Annotated in this window: 9 protein-coding genes and 5 pseudogenes; 9 read left to right on the top strand and 5 right to left on the bottom strand. The window is 39.2% G+C overall.

All coding sequences use genetic code 11. From position 1 onward, the window contains the following. Positions 1–14: 14 nt before the first annotated feature. Together JEU79_RS14410 and JEU79_RS14405 are read right to left on the bottom strand one after the other, a co-directional pair. Positions 15–617: pseudogene (locus tag JEU79_RS14410) on the bottom strand (IS3 family transposase); the annotation flags it as partial. Positions 618–906: 289 nt separating this feature from the next. After that, positions 907–1,614, bottom strand: a pseudogene (locus tag JEU79_RS14405) (IS3 family transposase); the annotation flags it as partial. Between the two features lie 92 nt (positions 1,615–1,706). Here JEU79_RS14405 and JEU79_RS28675 point away from each other — a divergent pair. Continuing rightward, positions 1,707–2,849 (top strand): annotated as a pseudogene (locus JEU79_RS28675) (IS3 family transposase). Positions 2,850–3,025: 176 nt separating this feature from the next. On the opposite strand, the gene JEU79_RS14375 reads toward JEU79_RS28675, so the two are convergent. From JEU79_RS14375 to JEU79_RS14365, 3 genes and pseudogenes are all read right to left on the bottom strand, one after another. After that, positions 3,026–3,220: a hypothetical protein gene (locus JEU79_RS14375; RefSeq protein WP_198264650.1), complete on the bottom strand. Its 195-nt coding sequence runs from the start codon at positions 3,218–3,220 to the stop codon at positions 3,026–3,028. A gap of 107 nt (positions 3,221–3,327) precedes the next feature. Then, a pseudogene (locus JEU79_RS28670) lies at positions 3,328–3,534 on the bottom strand (transposase); the annotation flags it as partial. A 118-nt stretch (positions 3,535–3,652) separates the two neighbouring features. Beyond that, a pseudogene (locus tag JEU79_RS14365) lies at positions 3,653–4,566 on the bottom strand (HDOD domain-containing protein). 186 nt (positions 4,567–4,752) lie between these two features. Here JEU79_RS14365 and JEU79_RS14355 point away from each other — a divergent pair. The 8 genes from JEU79_RS14355 (at position 4,753) to pnp (ending at position 15,277) form a co-directional block, all read left to right on the top strand. Beyond that, positions 4,753–5,916 (top strand): HPP family protein, encoded by a 1,164-nt coding sequence (locus tag JEU79_RS14355; RefSeq protein WP_198264647.1) that lies wholly within the window; start codon positions 4,753–4,755, stop codon positions 5,914–5,916. Between the two features lie 329 nt (positions 5,917–6,245). Next, entirely contained in the window at positions 6,246–6,707 is a 462-nt protein-coding gene (rimP, locus tag JEU79_RS14350; RefSeq protein ID WP_198264646.1) for a ribosome maturation factor RimP, read from the top strand. 40 nt (positions 6,708–6,747) lie between these two features. Further along, complete coding sequence (gene nusA, locus JEU79_RS14345) at positions 6,748–8,319, top strand: transcription termination factor NusA (protein ID WP_198264645.1); 1,572 nt, start codon at positions 6,748–6,750, stop codon at positions 8,317–8,319. A gap of 23 nt (positions 8,320–8,342) precedes the next feature. Continuing rightward, positions 8,343–10,919 carry a translation initiation factor IF-2 gene (infB, locus tag JEU79_RS14340; RefSeq protein ID WP_198264644.1) on the top strand — a complete coding sequence of 859 codons (2,577 nt, stop codon included), beginning with the start codon at positions 8,343–8,345 and terminating at the stop codon, positions 10,917–10,919. Positions 10,920–11,015: 96 nt separating this feature from the next. Then, the gene (gene rbfA / locus JEU79_RS14335) at positions 11,016–11,441 is read left to right on the top strand and encodes a 30S ribosome-binding factor RbfA (protein ID WP_198264643.1); all 426 of its coding nucleotides are present in this window, start codon (positions 11,016–11,018) and stop codon (positions 11,439–11,441) included. A gap of 15 nt (positions 11,442–11,456) precedes the next feature. After that, entirely contained in the window at positions 11,457–12,440 is a 984-nt protein-coding gene (truB, locus tag JEU79_RS14330) for a tRNA pseudouridine(55) synthase TruB (protein ID WP_198264642.1), read from the top strand. A 261-nt stretch (positions 12,441–12,701) separates the two neighbouring features. Then, the gene (gene rpsO / locus JEU79_RS14325) at positions 12,702–12,968 is read left to right on the top strand and encodes a 30S ribosomal protein S15 (RefSeq protein ID WP_198264641.1); all 267 of its coding nucleotides are present in this window, start codon (positions 12,702–12,704) and stop codon (positions 12,966–12,968) included. A gap of 188 nt (positions 12,969–13,156) precedes the next feature. Then, the gene (gene pnp / locus JEU79_RS14320; RefSeq protein ID WP_198264640.1) at positions 13,157–15,277 is read left to right on the top strand and encodes a polyribonucleotide nucleotidyltransferase; all 2,121 of its coding nucleotides are present in this window, start codon (positions 13,157–13,159) and stop codon (positions 15,275–15,277) included. Positions 15,278–15,408 lie beyond the last annotated feature (131 nt).

Raw genomic sequence — 15,408 nt, 5'->3', positions numbered from 1 at the left:
TGATTATCCTCTCATCATGCTGCCCGTTTTAAGTCTGGAACAACTTCTTTCATCACGCCATAGATCTCTGCAGGCGTTTTTCCACCGTGTGTACTGTGTGGTCGTTCATGGTTGTAAAACTCAAAATATTCCTTTAATGAGCTCTTTAGCTCATCAATACTTTGGTAATCCTTGAGGTAAATTTCCTCATATTTTACACTTCGCCAGAGTCGTTCAATCATAATGTTATCCATTGCTCTGCCTTTGCCGTCCATGCTGATTTTTATATCATTGGCCTTTAGAACACCTGTAAATGCTCTGCTAGTATATTGAGCACCTTGATCCGTATTGAAGATTTCTGGCTTTCCATATCGTCGCAGTGCTGTTTCCAGACTACTGATACAAAAGCTTTCTTCCATGCTGGTTGACACTTCCCAGGACAGCACAAAACGGCTACTCCAGTCCATAACAGCACTTAGGTAGACAAATCCATGTGGCATCCGTAAATACGTGATATCTGTGCACCAAACCTGGTTATTCCTATTAATATCAATTCCTTTGAGCAAATATGGATAGAGGTTATTTACTTTGCAAGGCTTGCTGGTATTGGGTTTTGGTGCCACTGAAACCAATCCCATTGATGTGTCAACACTTTTCCGGACAGTTTTCTAAATATTTTTTGGCTGTTTCAAGTGATTTTTGTCATTTTGTATTTCCTATCATTTTAGTTTCTCATGTTAACTTTAAACAGATGAAGAGAAAGGGCTTTGCCCTCTGGAACGATAGAGCCGTTCCATTCACCCAAGGTATTTTCACAACGGTAATGATCCTGTTACAATATCTTCACGGCACAGGCTGAGGAGCCGATGGCCGTCAACGGTAATGGGCGGCATTTATGTCGCCTTTACCCCTCTTCAATCAATCGATTTAAGCTATTTCCTGCTGTATTTCATAATCGACTGGTGACAAATAATCATTAGCCGAATGAAGTCGCTCCCGATTATAAAATACCTCAATATATTCAAATATTGCCTGCTTTGCTTCTACTCTGGTTTTGAATCGACAATGGTGCGTCAATTCAGTTTTCAAACTATGAAAGAAGCTCTCTGATACAGCATTGTCCCAGCAATTTCCTTTGCGGCTCATAGACTGAATTATGTTATGATCCGACAATATTTTTCTATGACTATCAGAGGCATATTGGCTACCTCGGTCAGTATGCCAAAGCAATCCATCCATTGGTTTACGCTTCCATATGGCCATCAGTAAAGCATCATTGACTAGCTTGGCTTTCATTCGCTCATCCATCGACCAGCCAACAATTTGCCTAGAGAATAAGTCAATGACAACCGCTAAATATAACCAGCCTTCCTTGGTGGCAATATAGGTAATATCACCCACATAGTAGCGATCAGGTTGAGAGACAGTAAACTCTCTTTCCAGTAAATTTGGAGATATACGCTTATTATGCTTGGAATTAGTCGTCGCTTTAAAGCGTCTCTTCGTTTTACAAAACAAACCGGCTTTTTTCATTAATCGACCAATTCTCCGGCGGCTTATATGAACGCCTTTTTCAGCCAGTTTTCTTTTAAGACGACGGGTTCCATAAGTCTTGCGACTGTCTTCAAACAGTTTTTTAGCTGCTCAGTAAGCGCTTTAATGTGGCTATACTTAACCGGACACACAACTTAAAATAACTAAAAGATAAAAAGTGTGACCTAAAATGAATGATCAAACAAAAACCGAATAAAAGCTATACATCAGAATTTAAAGAATCAGCTGTCAAATTAGCTAATGAGACGGATCAATCCGTTTCTCAGACTGCCAGGGAGCTAGGTGTTAATGTAAATACTCTACATACCTGGATCAGTAAATATTCCAAACCGGTGAAGACGGTAGCCAATAGAAGTGATGAACACATTTATGATGAAGTAAAACGTCTGAAAAAGAATTGGCAAAAGTGATTCAGGAGCGTGATTTATTAAAAAGGCCACAGCGTACTTTGCAAGGGAAACTTTGTGAAGTACGCATGGATAACTGATCAGGCTAAAGATTACCCGGTAACGATTCTGTGCCGTTTTATGGATGTTTCCGTAGTTGCTATTATGATTGGGTTAGCTCTCCTAAAACGGATAGAGAAAGAAAATGAAGCGCTTACTGAGCAGCTAAAAAACTGTTTGAAGACAGTCGCAAGACTTATGGAACCCGTCGTCTTAAAAGAAAACTGGCTGAAAAAGGCGTTCATATAAGCCGCCGGAGAATTGGTCGATTAATGAAAAAGCCGGTTTGTTTTGTAAACGAAGAGACGCTTTAAAGCGACGACTAATTCCAAGCATAATAAGCGTATATCTCCAAATTTACTGGAAGAGAGTTTACTGTCTCTCAACCTGATCGCTACTATGTGGGTGATATTACCTATATTGCCACCAAGGAAGGCTGGTTATATTTAGCGGTTGTCATTGACTTATTCTCTAGGCAAATTGTTGGCTGGTCGATGGATGAGCGAATGAAAGCCGCTAGTCAATGATGCTTACTGATGGCCATATGGAAGCGTAAACCAATGGATGGATTGCTTTGGCATACTGACCGAGGTAGCCAATATGCCTCTGATAGTCATAGAAAAATATTGTCGGATCATAACATAATTCAGTCTATGAGCCGCAAAGGAAATTGCTGGGACAATGCTGTATCAGAGCTTCTTTCATAGTTTGAAAACTGAATTGACGCACCATTGTCGATTCAAAACCAGAGTAGAAGCAAAGCAGGCAATATTTGAATATATTGAGGTATTTTATAATCGGGAGCGACTTCATTCGGCTAATGATTATTTGTCACCAATCGATTATGAAATACAGCAGGAAATAGCTTAAATCGATTGATTGAAGAGGGTAAAAGGCGACATAAATGCCGCCCATTACCGTTGACGGCCATCGGCTCCTCAGCCTGTGCCGTGAAGATATTGTAACAGGATCATTACCGTTGTGAAAATACCTTGGGTGAATGGAACGGCTCTATCGTTCCAGAGGGCAAAGCCCTTTCTCTTCATCTATTTAAAGTTAACATGAGAAACTAAAATGATAGGAAATACAAAATGACAAAAATCACTTGAAACAGCCAAAAAATATTTAGAAAACTGTCCGGAAAAGTGTTGACACATCACTTCATTTTCTTTCTCTCTATCCGTTTTAGGAGAGCTAACCCAATCATAATAGCAACTACGGAAACATCCATAAAACGGCACAGAATCGTTACCGGGTAATCTTTAGCCTGATCAGTTATCCATGCGTACTTCACAAAGTTTCCCTTGCAAAGTACGCTGTGGCCTTTTTAATAAATCACGCTCCTGAATCACTTTTGCCAATTCTTTTTCAGACGTTTTACTTCATCATAAATGTGTTCATCACTTCTATTGGCTACCGTCTTCACCGGTTTGGAATATTTACTGATCCAGGTATGTAGAGTATTTACATTAACACCTAGCTCCCTGGCAGTCTGAGAAACGGGTTGATCCGTCTCATTAGCTAATTTGACAGCTGATTCTTTAAATTCTGATGTATAGCTTTTATTCGGTTTTTTGTTTGATCATTCATTTTAGGTCACACTTTTTATCTTTTAGTTATTTTAAGTTGTGTGTCCGGTTAAGTATAGCCACATTAAGTAGTAAATAGTTTCTCTAAAATATAAGAGATGTATTGGGAAAAATAATTCCCAAAATTTCCAGTGCATCCAATTCTATTTCAAATAAAAGAGTATCCATGTTTTCGGTAGTGAGATCGAGGTTCGCTTGTATCTCAGGATGTATTTGAGCTAGATAAAGCTTTGCTTGTTCATTGTTATCTTCAATCCCTGAACTTAAATCATCAATTTCAAGTAATCCACTAACAATAGTCGCTACATTTAAAATGGCATTTTCCATTTGCAATGTCGGATCGGCTACAATGTGTGGTTCATGTAAATGTTGGAGGCTGAGAATGATTTCTTCGGGAAGCTTCCAATGGGATAATATTTTTGCACTGAGTTGGTTGTAGGTAAAACCTAAAACTCTTGTTTCGATGTCAAGTTCAGCCTCATTCGGTGTTTTTATATGTGAGTCAAGAATTTGAGTGACTTTTGCAGGCATGGTGGAACAACAAATTAGCTGCCCCAGCCTACTCATAATTGCTGCAACAAAGAGTTTATCCGGGTTTGACAGTTTGATTTTTAGCGCAAGGCGCTTAGCGATTAATGCTAAATAAATGCTGCGTAGCCAAAAGGATTCAAACTTAATGCTGGGGCATTGTGAGGCATTGCTAAAATTACCAGACATTGACTCAACAAGAATAATGTTTTTATTTCATTGATGCCTATCAATGTAAGGGCACGATTTAATGTGCTAATTTCAGCCCTAAAGGCATAGATAGAACTATTGGCCATTTTTAAAACTTTGGCTGTTAAAATTGCATCCGTACTAATGATATTTTCAATTTCATTAATGGATGCTGTTTTGGACTGTATTTTTTTATCTATTTGATGATAGATTTCAGGTAAAGTGTATAATTTACCTTGCTCAAGAATAAACTGATTTATGATGAGATCAATTTCTGTCATTATTTTCACTATTCGTTAGATCAATCTATATTAAAAAGCATACTATTTTAAAACGCACACTATATTAAACGAACACTCTAATTGATAAAACTCAGAGCATTGCAGAGTGTTGTGTTATTTGACTATAGCACTTTATCGTATTTTTTCTCTCTGAATTAACAATTTTATTAACAATATTATTTAAATATGAATCTTAAACAAATTTTAGCATTATTTGGTCCCGCTAAGACAACCGTTTCTGTCAATGAAAAAGTTATCTCAGCATTGGCCGCATTGGTTAGTATTGGTCTTATTATGTTGGTTAGCCAACAATTTTTAGATGCTTATGCCTTGCCCTGGATAGTGGCCTCCATGGGGGCTTCGGCGGTGTTACTTTTTGCCGTCCCTAAAGGGCCTCTGTCACAGCCATGGCCCTTTATCGCCGGTCATTTGCTATCGGCATTTATAGGTATTTCCATTGCAAAGCTCATTTCAGATCCTTTAATAGCCGCGTCATTAGCTGTTTCTCTCGCCATTTTTGTTATGTATTTAACACGTTCTTTACATCCGCCGGGTGGCGCAACCGCCTTAACAGCCGTTGTGGGTGGCAGTGCTATCGCAGATTTGGGGTATTGGTATATGCTGACACCGATTACTATTAATATTATTGTCATGCTTATTTGGGCTTTGATCATTAATAATTTATTGCCCAATCGTTGTTATCCCAATGGTATTAAGGACTTAGGTAAAAGCAAAAAACACAGTGATAACACTCAGGAAGATGCTTTGAATCGACCCAATCTATTACATCGCAATGATTTACATAATGCCTTAAAAGAAATGGATGTGTTTATTGATGTATCAGAAGATGAATTGAATAAAATATTCAATTTATCGCTTATGCATACGCATAAAAAGAAAATGGGCGAAATTCTATGTCGGGATATAATGACCTCTAATGTGATCAGTGTTGATTATGATACGGATATTGAACAGGTCTGGGAGTTATTAGTTGAATATCGAGTACATGCATTTCCGGTCATTGATCGAGTAGGCCATGTATTAGGCGTTATTAGTATGGATGACTTTCTTAATCAGATCAAAGTTAATTTCAAATCGAGTATTATAAGTCAACTATCTGAATTTATTTTAAAAACTGATGGTTCTAAAACAGAAAAACCTGAATTTGCAGGGCATTTAATGACTAAGCCTGCGATTACTATTAATGAAAAACAGCATATTCTGGATCTTTTTGAGCTATTTTATTCTCATCAGATACATCATTTGCCAGTGATAAATGAGCATTATAAATTGGTCGGAATCATTACGCCAAAAGATCTATTATTGGCTTTTCAAAATAGTGATCAATAAATTCTCGCTAATGCCTGTTTTAATGGGCCTGCAAGTTATATTATAATCACTTTGATTTTAATAAAAACTACTTGCCATGAAGTGAATATATCCCTATAATCTAGCCAAATAATTTACTGTTGTTATAAGGTGCTTGTTTTCAAGAGCTTATTATTAGGCTTAGTGCTTAACTTGATACTTTAACGACATAGATTGTTTAACGTATTATTAGGGGAAGAATAGATTCTCCTAAGCTGTTTTGTTTGCTTTTATAACAGACAGTGATTTTTTAAGTGGGCCTTTGGCCCATTTTTTATTTGTGCAAGAAAAATATCTGAGATAGCTATAAAATGGCCATTAAAACACAACAATTAGAAGAACTGCTGGAACCTATTGTCAGCTCTATGGACTATGAGTTTGTGGGCTTGGAATTTATGTCTCAGGGACGCCATTCAACTTTACGTGTTTTTATCGATGCAGAAGACGGAGTGGGGGTTGATGATTGTGCTGAAGTCAGTCGTCAATTGAGTGCCGTGCTAGATGTAGAAGATCCAATTACTACTGAGTATGCTTTGGAAATATCTTCTCCTGGACTCAATAGACCACTCTTTAAATTGGCACAATATGAACGATTTATTGGCGAAGATGTTAAGTTTAAGACCATTCGTCCACAACTTGAGAATGGTCAACGCAAGTTTACAGGTAAGATAATTGCTATAGAGAATAACAATATCATCTTTGAAATTGATGGTGATAATTTATCTGTGCCTTTTTCTGATATAGACAAAGCAAATATTGTGGCAAAATTTTAATACTATTACTGACAATACTGGAAATTGTTAAGGTGAAAATATGAGCAAAGAAATCCTTCTAGTCGTAGATGCTGTTTCTCACGAGCGTGGCATTGAAAAAGAAATCATTTTTGATGCGCTTGAAACGGCATTAGCCTCTGCTACTAAGAAAAAAAGTGGTAAAGAAATCGAGGTGCGTGTCGCGATTGATCGTGAAACGGGCGACTATGAAACATTTCGACGCTGGCAGGTTCTGGATGATGAAACAGAGCCTTTTGAATATTATGACCGTCAGGTTTTATATACTCGTGTAATTGATGATAATCCGGGTATTGCCTTTGGTGACTTTATTGAAGAACCGATGGACTCAGTTGAATTTGGCCGCATTGCCGCGCAAACCGCAAAACAGGTTATCGTGCAGAAAGTACGTGAAGCAGAACGCAAAAAAGTAGCTGACGAATACCAGGAACGTATTGGCGAACTCATTTCGGGTGTCGTAAAACGCATCGAACGTGGCAATGTCATTGTCGATATTGGTAATAATATTGATGCCATCATTAAGCGTGAAGATATGATTCCACGTGAACCCGTCCGAAATGGTGATAGAATTCGTGGCTATTTATATGAAGCGACTAACCAGTCCAGAGGGCCGCAATTAAGCCTGAGCCGTATTTCTCCAGAATATTTAGTTGAGTTATTTAAAATTGAAGTGCCGGAAATAGGTGAAGATTTAATTCAAATTCATAATGCTGCGCGTGATCCGGGTTTACGCGCAAAAATTGCCGTAGAAGCGCATGATGACCGTATTGACCCAGTGGGTGCTTGTGTGGGTATGCGTGGTTCACGTGTGCAAGTGGTTTCAAATGAATTGGCAGGTGAACGCGTTGATATTATTCTCTGGGATGAAAATGAAGCGCAATTTGTTATTAATGCGATGTCTCCGGCAGAAGTGAAATCCATTGTCGTTGATGAAGAAAGTAATTCTATGGATATTGCAGTTGATGAGTCGCAATTGTCTCAGGCAATTGGTCGTAATGGACAGAATATCAAGCTAGCCTCTCAACTGACGGGATGGACATTAAATGTCATGACCGTTGAAGATGCTGAAAACAAAAATGAAGAAGAAACCCAGAACATTCTCAATCAGTTAATGGAAGATCTGAATGTTAATGAAGATTTAGCCATTATCCTGCTCAATGAAGGTTTTACTTCCCTTGAAGAAGTGGCCTATGTTCCTTTACAGGAAATGCTGGATATAGATAACTTAGATGAAGACACTGTGATGGCATTGCGTGAACGGGCAAAGGATGTTCTGTTGACTAAGGCAATTTCAGATGAAGAGCAGCTGGGTGATACAGAACCCGCTGAAGATTTATTGACTATGGATGGTATGACGGAGCAATTAGCACATCAATTGGCTTCAAGAGGTATCATTACGATGGAAGATCTGGCCGAACAATCAATTGATGAACTATTAGAGGTTCAGGCAATGGATGAAAAAGTGGCAGCTGATCTTATTATGACAGCAAGAGCGCCATGGTTTGCTGAAGATGCCGATGATACTACGACTACAGAAAACACATCAGACGCTAATGAAACAAACGTAACATCAGACGCTGAAGATAAGCAGTAATTTAGGGCGAGGAGATTTATACAATGTCAGAAACAAAAGTTGCACAATTTGCCGAAACAGTCGGCACGCCCGTTGAACGTCTAATAGAACAGATGCACAGTGCTGGAATTAAAGTTGAGAATTCCGAGTCGCTGATCAGTGATGAGCAAAAGCAGGAATTATTAAATTATTTACGTGACAAACACGGTTCTGTCAGTAAGGCATCACCGAATAAAATCACTTTAAAGCGTAAGACAACCAGTGAATTGACTTCTGCATCGGGCTCAGGTGCTAGCAAGTCGAGTAGCAGAGTTAAAGTCGAAATTAGAAAAAAGCGTACTTATGTTAAGCGTAGTTCTTTAGATGAAACGCCAAATACTGCGGATGCTGAATTACTTGAGGCGCGTCGTGTTGCACAAGAAACAAAAGCACAACAAGACCTTGATGATAAGGTCAAACATGAATCTGCTTTAGAATCGAAGAAAGCAGATGAGTTAGCGAAAGAAGAAGAGGCTAAAAAACGTGTTGCGGAAATAGCGGCGCAGGAAAAGACTCAACAGCAAAAGCAAGACAAGATCAAAGAGACACGTGAAATAGAGCAATTGGCACGCAAACAAACTAAGCCGATTCTTAAAGAAGCGCCTAGAGCACCCAGTCCTGATGAAAAAATTGCGGCAGCTAAAAAACGCCATCCCGATAAGCCTAAGAAATTTACTTCGAAAGATGCACCTAAAAAAGGCTCTAATACGGGTGCTGCCGGTAATAAGTCACGCAAAGGCGGTCGCTTTGGAAATAATCGTGGTAAAAAGAAACGTTTTAACGATCCAGATATCGAGACGCGCCATGTTTTTGAAATGCCAACAGAAGTTAAGGTTATCGATGTTGCGATCCCCGAAACTATTAAAGTGGGCGATTTAGCACAAAAAATGTCGGTTAAAGCCGGTGAAATCATCAAGATAATGATGAATATGGGCAGTATGGTGACGATTAACCAAATGCTTGATCAAGAAACAGCTTCTATCCTTATTGAAGAAATGGGTCATAAGCCCGTTCTAATGAAAGAGGAAGAAATTGAAGAAAACCTGATGGAAGAACATCTTGATGGTGAAAAAGCACCTCGTGCCCCTGTGGTGACTATTATGGGTCACGTTGACCATGGTAAGACTTCCTTGCTTGATTATATTCGTGAAGCAAAAGTGGCCGATGGTGAGGCGGGTGGTATTACTCAGCACATTGGTGCATATCACGTTGAGACAGGTAAGGGAATGATTACCTTTTTGGATACACCAGGACACGCTGCCTTCACCTCAATGCGTTCACGTGGTGCCAATGCAACCGATATCGTTATTGTTGTGGTTGCCGCTGATGATGGTGTGATGCCACAGACAAAAGAAGCGGTTCAACATGCTAAAGCGGCTAATGTGCCTATTATTGTCGCAGTGAATAAAATTGATAAAGAAGACTCCGATCCTGAACGGGTTAAAAATGAATTATCAGCACTGGATGTTATCCCGGAAGATTGGGGTGGTGATGTGATGTTTATGCCCGTTTCTGCAAAAACAGGGCAGGGTATTGATGACTTGTTAGACGCAATATCTGTGACGGCTGAAATGATGGAACTCGAAGCGATACCTAATGGCCCTGCCAAAGGTGTTGTCATTGAGTCTCGTTTAGATAAAGGCCGTGGTACAGTGGCTACCGTTCTTATTCAAGGTGGTTTATTGAGTAAGGGTGATATGGTTATCGCTGGTCAGGATTATGGCCGTATTCGTGCCATGATGGATGAAAATGGCAAAATCATTAAGTCAGCAGGGCCTTCAATTCCTGTTGAAATATTGGGTCTTTCCGGTACACCGACTGCAGGTTCTGAAGTGCTAGTCGTTAAAAACGAGCGTAAGGCGCGTGAAGTTGCTTTATTCCGTCAGGGTAAATACCGTGATGTTAAACTGGCTCGTCAACAAGCGGCTAAGCTTGAAAATATGTTTAGTAAAATGGAAAATGGCCATGTACAAAACCTCAATATCGTTCTAAAAGCCGATGTTCAAGGTTCCGTTGAAGCAATTTCTGATGCGCTGAAAAAACTCTCTACGGATGAAATTAAAGTCGTTATCGTTTCTGATGGTGTGGGTGGAATTAATGAGTCTGATGCGCAACTTGCAGTTGCTTCTAATGCGATAGTTATAGGCTTTAATGTTCGAGCAGATGCTTCTGCTAAGCGTATCATCGAAAATGAAGCGGTTGATTTACATTATTATAGTGTTATTTATGACATCATTGATGAAATCACCACTGCCATGACCGGTATGTTAGCGCCTGAATTTAAAGACGTTATCATGGGACTTGCAGAAGTGCGTGATGTCTTCCGTTCACCTAAACTCGGTGCTATTGCGGGTTGTATGGTCATTGATGGAACGCTTAAGCGTAGCAGCCCAATCCGTGTACTACGTGAAAATGTGGTCATTTATGAAGGCGAGCTAGAATCACTAAGACGTTTCAAAGATGATGTTCAGGAAGTTAAATCGGGACTGGAATGTGGTATCGGCGTGAAAAACTATAACGATGTCAAACCCGGCGATCAGATTGAAGTCTATGAACGAGTCCAAGTTAAGCGGACACTTTAGTTTATAAAGAGTAGCTCTTAAAGAGTAGTTCTTAAAAAATAGCTCATAAAAAAGTGCTCTTAAAGAATAGATTGCTCTAAGAAATAGGGATTAGGAATGGCTGATTTTAATCGTAGTCGCCGCGTGGGTGAACTTATTCAACGTGAACTAGCAACGATGCTAACCCGGGATGTTAAAGATCCTCGTTTGTCATTTGTTTCTATAACAGCGGTCGATGTGACCCGAGATCTAGGATTTGCAAAAATCTTTTACACTATTATTAGTACTGATAATGATGAGAGTAAGAGCAGCGAAGAGAAACGCACTGAAGATAAGGCTAAAGTAAAAGAAGCTTTGGTTAAAGCGTCGGGTTTTTTACGTTATGAACTAGGTCAGCGCATTAAATTACGCATTGTTCCTCGCTTAGAGTTTCGCTATGATGAGTCAGTTTTACATGGTGCACAATTAACTCAACTCATTGATAATGCCATTGCTACAGATGAAGATCGTAGCGATCATGATAAGTCTGATAAAACGAGCTGATAAAGTAGTCAATTAATGGCACGAAGAAAAAAAGGCCGTCTCGTTAATGGTATTCTAGTATTAGATAAACCCACTGGAATGTCATCTAATAAAGCCCTACAACAAGTTAAACGACTGTTTTTTGCTCAAAAAGCAGGTCATACCGGTAGTCTTGATCCTTTAGCAACGGGTGTTTTGCCCATTTGCCTAGGGGAAGCCACCAAAGTTTCTCACTATCTTCTCGACTCTAATAAAAGCTATCGTGCTAAATGCATTCTAGGCCAAGTGACGACTAGCGGTGACTCTGATGGTGATATTATTGGTGAAACACCGGTACCAGAATTATTAGAAAGTGACTTATTGGCTATACTAGCTGATTTTGAAGGCCCTCAAGAGCAAACACCACCCATGTTTTCGGCCTTGAAACACAATGGCCGACCTCTCTATGAATATGCTCGCAAGGGTATCGTTATCGAACGAAAATCACGCCCCATCACTCTATTTAGCATCAAGTTACTCAGCTACGATTTAACAAAAGACAGTGATAAGCCTTTTATTGAAATAGAAGTTCGTTGCTCTAAAGGGACTTATATTCGTACCCTATGTGAAGATATAGGCACTAAAATAGGTTGCGGTGCGCATATTGGTGCTTTAAGACGCATAGACTCCGGCCCTTTTCTCTTATCTCAGGCCATTACTCTAGATGACTTATTGACACGTTTTAAACCTGAAGAAGGGCTGGAAACTATACCTGAAGAGCAGGATTATACGGCAATGGATCAACTCTTATTGCCCACTGATACTGCCATACAAAATTTTCCCAGTATTGAAATTAATGCAGCAGAGTTTGATAAAATTCAACATGGGATTAATATTGATTTTCAGCCTGATAGTGACTTAACAAAGCATTCAAGTGACTATCGACTTTATTATAATAACATCCTGATTGCCCTAGCAATTCCCGTCAAAAATGATAATAATGAAATGCAACTTAAGCCCAAAAGACTGCTATTTTTATAAAGCTGATAATTATTGTCATTAAAAGCCTATGCTTGCTTGTTTTAAACAAGTTGAGCAGGTAAAATACACGCCTTGTTTGATGCTATGAGTTAGCATGTAAGTTTAGCTTACAAATTAACGTTTAAATTAACGTTTAAATTAACGTGATAGTTTCATCCTTTATCTAATAAATTCTTTAGTTGAGTACATTGGTTTAAATAAGTAAATAGAATCAACTGTTTATTTGTTTTTTCTGATCCTTTAATGTTTTAGGAGTAGTAAATGATTTCTGTAGAAGAAAAAAGCGAAATAGTAAAAGAACATGGCCGTGGCACTAACGACACGGGTTCACCAGAAGTACAAGTGGCCTTATTGTCCGCAAAGATTACTGATCTGACTGAACACTTCAAAGTTCATATCCATGATCACCATTCACGTCAGGGTCTATTAAGAATGGTTAGCAAGCGTAGAAAAATGCTTGATTATTTAAAGAAAAAAGACAGCGAGCGTTATCGTTCACTGATTACTAAATTAGGTTTACGTAAGTAATCTCTATTAGTTCTTGAAAGATTAGTTTTAAAAAAATTGATAAAAATAAGCACTTCATAATGTATCTGAATCAAAATGCCTTTCTAAAAAAATTGAGTCACACTCTAAATTGTCTGATTTAGAGTGCTGATTTTTAGCGCATTTTGATTTCAGGCACAAATCAGCCGAATGAACGGAGTAAAAATAGCGTGACACCAATTACAAAAACATTTCAGTTTGGACAAGACACCGTAACACTAGAGACTGGCGAAATCGCCCGTCAAGCATCTGGCGCAGTGATGGTCAGCGTAGGGGGTACCTCAGTTTTTGTTACTGTCGTGGCTAAAAAAGACGCACGTCCTGGTGCTGATTTTTTCCCTTTAACCATAGACTATCAAGAAAAAGCTTATGCTGCGGGTAAAATTCCCGGTGGTTTTTTCAAACGTGAAGGTCGTCCTAGTGAAAATGAAACTTTAATTTCACGTTTAATTGACCGTCCCCTACGTCCATTATTCCCTAAAGCTTATTATAACGAAGTTCAGGTTATCTGTACGGTTGTTTCTCTTAACCCTGATATTGATCCTGATATTCCAGCAATGATTGGTGCTTCTGCTGCTATGTCATTAGCTGACGTACCTTTTAATGGTCCTATTGGTTGTTGTCGTGTGGGTTATATTGACGAGCAATATGTACTGAACCCCGGCCGTGAAATGTTAGATGATTCAGAGTTGGACTTAGTGGTTGCTGGTACTGACACCGCAGTATTAATGGTTGAATCAGAAGCTGATGAGTTATCAGAAGAAGTTATGTTGGGTGCGGTCATGTATGGCCATGAGCAATTCCAAACAGTGATTAATGAAATAAAAGCATTTGTTGCTGAAGTCGGTAATACACGTTCAGAATATACACCTGCTGCTGTTGATCAAGCGTTAGTCGATGCGGTTAAGGCTGAATGTGAAACTGCTGTCAGTGATGCCTATAAAATTAGTGATAAGCTAGCGCGTTTAAATACGCTTGATGACGTGCGTGCTGCTCTGATTGACAAGCTAGCTAGTGGTGATGATGCAAAATGGACAGACTCTGATGTGTCTGGTGCATTCTACAAACTGGAAAAGAATGTTGTGCGTAGCAGTATTATTGCTGGCAATCCTCGTATTGATGGTCGTGATACTAAAACTGTGCGTCCTTTACACATTCGTACCGGCGTTTTAGAGCGTACTCACGGTTCAGCTTTGTTCACTCGTGGTGAAACTCAGGCCTTGGTTGTAACGACTTTGGGTACTGCCCGTGATGCACAGATTATTGATGCTTTAGAAGGAAGTTATAAAGACTCCTTCATGTTGCATTATAACTTCCCTCCATACAGTGTTGGTGAAACCGGACGTGTTGGTACACCAAAACGTCGTGAAATTGGCCATGGTCGCTTAGCTAAACGTGGTGTTGCTGCGGTATTACCTACCGTGGAAGAATTTCCCTATACCATTCGCGTGGTGTCAGAAATTACCGAATCTAACGGTTCCAGCTCTATGGCTTCTGTTTGTGGTACTAGCTTATCCTTGATGGATGCAGGCGTACCAATTTCTTCACCTGTTGCCGGTATTGCGATGGGTCTTATTAAAGAGGATGATGGTTTTGCTGTACTGACGGATATTTTGGGAGATGAAGATCACTTAGGCGATATGGACTTTAAAGTAGCCGGTACTGAAAATGGTGTTAATGCCCTGCAAATGGATATTAAGATCGAAGGTATCACCAAAGAAATCATGGAAATCGCCTTGGAACAAGCCAAAGATGCTCGTATAAACATCTTAGGTCAGATGAATGCGGTTATTTCTGGTGCTAATACTAATATGTCTGATTTCGCACCTCGTATCCTGACGATTCAAATCAATCCAGATAAGATTCGTGATGTGATAGGTAAGGGTGGTTCAACTATCAAAGGTTTGAGCGAAGAGACGGGTTGTAATATTGATATTAATGAAGAAGGCATTGTTAAAATATCTTCTACTGATAATACTGCTGCTCAAGAATGTCAGCGTCGTATCGAAGAAATTACTCAAGATGTTGAGGTGGGTAAAATCTATAATGGTCGTGTGACTAAGATCATGGACTTCGGTGCTTTTGTTACTATCATTCCAGGTAAAGATGGTTTGGTTCATATTTCACAAATTTGTGAAGAACGTGTGAACAATGTGACTGACAAGCTCACTGAAGGTGAATTTGTTGATGTTAAAGTGCTTGAAATTGATAAGCAGGGTCGTATTCGTCTGAGTATGAAAGCAATTGTTGCTGATGCAGCTGCAAGTGCAGAAACGACTAGCGAAGAATAAGCGATTTTAAGTGACATAAAAACTTTTCATTAATCGCTATTTTTGTGGTTAATGAAGGTTTTTACCCCTTCTATAGACAAACTTCATAAATTTCACATAAACTGCTTCAAAACCTACAATTCTTAAAATTC

Source organism: sulfur-oxidizing endosymbiont of Gigantopelta aegis, from assembly GCF_016097415.1.
Classification (GTDB): Bacteria; Pseudomonadota; Gammaproteobacteria; order GRL18; family GRL18; genus GRL18.
The sequence above is the reverse complement of the archived record's forward strand: the minus strand, read 5'-3'. Positions and strand labels throughout refer to the sequence as shown.